The organism is uncultured Psychrobacillus sp., assembly GCF_938022135.1.
Classification (GTDB): domain Bacteria; phylum Bacillota; class Bacilli; order Bacillales_A; family Planococcaceae; genus Psychrobacillus.
Window position 1 is genome coordinate 1 of sequence record NZ_CALIED010000047.1, and the last position, 4,052, is coordinate 4,052.

Annotated in this window: 4 protein-coding genes; 2 read left to right on the forward strand and 2 right to left on the reverse strand. The window is 36.8% G+C overall.

The genetic code is table 11. The features are described from left to right. Positions 1 to 127: 127 nt before the first annotated feature. A complete protein-coding gene (locus tag Q0371_RS09970; RefSeq protein WP_298470755.1) occupies positions 128 to 832 on the reverse strand; it encodes a hypothetical protein in 705 nt (234 codons plus the stop codon). 273 nt (positions 833 to 1,105) lie between these two features. On the opposite strand from Q0371_RS09970, the gene nagA reads away from it, so the two are divergent. Continuing rightward, complete coding sequence (nagA, locus tag Q0371_RS09975) at positions 1,106 to 2,278, forward strand: N-acetylglucosamine-6-phosphate deacetylase (RefSeq protein WP_298470757.1); 1,173 nt, start codon at positions 1,106 to 1,108, stop codon at positions 2,276 to 2,278. Between the two features lies 1 nt (position 2,279). Then, positions 2,280 to 2,987: a glucosamine-6-phosphate deaminase gene (nagB, locus tag Q0371_RS09980; RefSeq protein WP_298470761.1), complete on the forward strand. Its 708-nt coding sequence runs from the start codon at positions 2,280 to 2,282 to the stop codon at positions 2,985 to 2,987. A gap of 121 nt (positions 2,988 to 3,108) precedes the next feature. On the opposite strand, the gene Q0371_RS09985 is transcribed toward nagB, so the two are convergent. Continuing rightward, on the reverse strand, positions 3,109 to 3,738 hold the full coding sequence (locus Q0371_RS09985; RefSeq protein ID WP_298470759.1) for a dienelactone hydrolase family protein: 630 nt from the start codon (positions 3,736 to 3,738) through the stop codon (positions 3,109 to 3,111). Positions 3,739 to 4,052: the final 314 nt, after the last annotated feature.

Sequence of the window (4,052 nt, forward strand, 5' to 3'; positions counted from 1 at the left end):
CAGTAATAAAGATAAAAATACTTGACTAAGGGTAAGAAAGCGTCCGGCTGGTGCGAAAAATCAATTCTACTCTATGGTTTAAAGATTTCTTTGCATTATAAATCAACACTACCCTTTAACATAGCCTTTATAAATGATCGTATTTCGTCCGTGCTACTTCTATTAAGCTATTTAAAACCTGGCCTTTAAATGAATCTTCTACTGATTGTCCGTCTTCTGTGCAGAAATAGTAGCACATTTTTTCTTGATTATAACTGAATCCCAGCTCATTTAGCTTTTCGTGTAAATTCTCTGGTAAGCCATCTAATCCAGTCTTTTGTTTAAAATAATCAGTTGCTAAAATGTAAACGTCTATATCTTTTACCCCAGTAGAAACAATAAACAAATCATGGTCCTGTTTTAGAATCCATTGCTTCTTAGAATATAAAGAGATTTTCTTGTTTTCTAAAAATGCAAGTCCATTTGTATTTATACCAAATAGGTTTTTTAGGAGAATGCGAATCTGCTCTCCAGTCCAATCTTGCTGTTGAGTTTCCAGGTGCCATGTAATGGCTGCCTTTGGAGTAGGCTCTTTCAGGTTTTCAGCAGTTTCTATGTCTAACAAGTATGCTTTGTCTAAATCTATGTAAAAAGCATGGGATATAAAATGGGAGATAGACTCGGTAGTTACCTCTACTTCTTTAGAACTAAAATACCGATCCATAGCTTCTATTTTAGACATTTCTACTAACTTGTCTTCAATTACTTCATTTTTAACGCCTTCACTTTTTAAGGTTTGGATGATTACTTCATCTATAGACGGATGGTATTTTGGAGAGTGTAAGAATGGCATAATATTCCTCCTTATTTTTAATTATCATACAATAAAAGCGGATGGGGTGCTTACATTATTTAAATAATAATTTTAATAACCTCATTTTTGAAGTTGTAATTCCTACTCATTTTAAAAGTTTTGAACGAATCAACTTAAGAAATACCCCTTTGTAGGAATCGTTAATCTATTTCATAGAATTTAAGGGTATAATTTTATACGTTTATATTATATGATTATTTAGAAATATTAAATTTATTTAAAAATAAATCTATTTTATAGGAAGGTGTGCCTATGAGTAATTACCGTATTCAAAACGTTCAAATGTGCTTAGAGGATGGCCAAATAATCGATGGGGAGATTTTAATTGTTGATGGAAAGATAGCATCTATATCTGAAGGTACAATGGAAGAGTTTACTGGAGAAGTCATTGATGGTATGGGATATGTTGCAATGCCTGGTTTTATAGATATCCATATTCATGGCGCTGCTGGCGCTGATTTTATGGATGGAGAGCTCAAGGCTACTAAAGAGATTGCCGAATACTTGCCTCAAGAAGGAACAACTTCTTTTTTAGCAACGACTATTACTCATTCATCAGAGCGAATTAAACAATCGATAGAAGTAAACACTCAATTCCTGGAGGAGGGTATAGAAAATCAGGGAGCAGAGATGCTTGGCTTTCATTTGGAGGGGCCATTTATACATCCCGAGCAGGCAGGGGCTCAGCCGGTTCAGCATATACAAAAGCCTTCCATTGATCGTTTAAATAGTTGGTTTGGAGAACAACTAAGCAATTTGAAGGTGGTTACATTGGCTCCTGAGCTCGACGAAGCTTTTGAGATGATCCAATATTTAAAAGAGAAAGGAGTTATTTCTTCCGCAGGTCATTCGAAGGCATCCTATCAAGACATTAATAATGCAGTACAAAATGGGTTAACACACCTAACGCATTTTACCAATGCTATGACAGGTGTTCACCATCGAGAAATTGGGATGGTTGGAGCAGGATTCATGAATGAAATGCTTTTCTGTGAAGTTATTGCGGATGGTATCCATTTATCAGACGATATGCTTCGATTAGTATTTAAGGTGATTGGGCCGGATAGACTCATCCTCATTACTGATTCAATGCGAGCAAAAGGACTTCCCGATGGAAACTATTCACTTGGCGATCAGGAGGTCAAGGTGGTTGGTCGAACTGCTACATTAAAAACGGGTACATTAGCTGGAAGTGTGCTAAAAATGAATGAGGGTGTACGGAAAATCCGAGATTTAACTGATTTACCGCTTCATGAGTTAGTCAAAATAACCTCAACAAATGCAGCAAAAAGATTAGGGATAGATGATCGAAAAGGGAGTTTAGCAGTTGGGAAGGATGCCGACATTGTATTGCTAAATAACTCCTTTGAAATACAATATACTTTTTGTAAAGGAAGGCTGAGTTATTCTAATGAGCAAAGGTAATATAACATGGTTGGAAGTTAAAACTTACGAAGAAATGAGTAAAATGGCAGCTACTATTTTTGAAAAGCAATTAAGAGAAAAGCCACATAGTGTATTAGGATTGGCAACAGGAGGTACTCCGATAGGCTTTTATAAAGAATTGGTGCAATGCTACATAAAAGGTGATATTTCTTTTGAAGAAGCAAGTACGTTTAACCTGGATGAATATGTTGGGGTCGGGTCGGAGGAAGCTACAAGCTACCATAAATATATGCAGGAGCATCTATTTAACCATGTAAACATTCCAAGAGAAAATGTTTATCTTCCAGATGGCTTAGCAACGAATTTAGAGAAGGAATGTGCCCGTTATGAGCAGCAGATTGAACAAAAAGGCGGAATTGATCTTCAATTATTGGGGATTGGTGTTAATGGACACATTGGGTTTAATGAGCCAGGTACGTCTTTTCAGTCAAGAACACATGTTGTCGAGCTTGCAGATAAAACAAAACAGGATAATGCTAAATACTTTCCAGAAGGAAAATCAGTCCCAGAGCTAGCAATTACAATGGGTATTGAAACAATTATGATGGCTAAGCAGATTGTGTTATTAGCCTTTGGTGAAAATAAAATAGAGACTTTGAATCGCATTAAGGAACAAGGCATCTCCGAGGATTTTCCGGCAAGCTGTTTGAAAAAGCATCCTCATGTAACCATTATTTATGGAAGTTAAACATATATATAGTATCAAAAAAATGTTTGAGGAAGATATATAGTATCTCCTCAAACATTTTAAATAAGAATAAATTTCATTTTTCAATTGAGATTGATATATGTGCAAAAAAACGATTATTCTACAATTGTTTTATAAAATTAACTAAATCAAGCTGATTTTCCGGAACAACTCCGTGACCGTCCTCGTATGTTTTATATGTAACATTAGCTCCTAGTTCCTCAAAATAATTTTTACTTTCTAATCCCCAGTGAGATGGAATTACGTAATCATATTCCCCGTGCGAAATGAACATAGTCAAATGATCGACAGGGTGCTTTCTATATTCCTCTTTCACAAAATCAGGTAAATAACCGCTTAGGGCAGCTACTCCTTTTATTACATCGCCCATAGTAAGAGCTATTGTCTGTGCCAATACAGCGCCCTGACTAAAGCCGACTAAACTTATTTTACTTTGATCTAAGCTATATTCCTGTACGGCCTCTGCAATAAACTGGTGTAGGTAAGTTACTACCTTATCAAAAACCTGTCTTTCTGGTCGTCCCTCTTCCTCAATCGTAAAAAATGCATATCCAGGGTTAAATACAATTGGTCCACGCAAACTAAATATATGGTGGCTTCCCTCAAATTCTTTTACAAGCTGGAGCAAATCCTCTTCGTTACTGCCCATGCCATGAAATAAGAAAAGGGATGGCTGGTCATTTCCTTTAGTGGTCGGTGCTATATATTTATATGTAAAAGGTGACTTCATAGTAGCTACTTCCTTCCTTCTTGTAGTAAATACATTCTATCATATGCTTTATTTAAAGATAAAAGATAGTGCAAAGAGCTTTTCTAGTTGTTTAGGAAATTATAAAGTTCTGAACCTGTGGAACGCCTTGCCCCTCGGGGTCAAATGGATAAAAGTACCGGTGGCTGAGGAACTGCCTCCTCGCTTTTCTCCATTTGCCTGTCGGGGCAGTGACAGGCGATTCCGCTTTTCTTGATGTCCAGCTTCATCGCCTTGCCCACTCGGGGTCAAATGGATAAAAGCTCCGGTGGCTGAGGAACTGCCTCCTCGCTTTT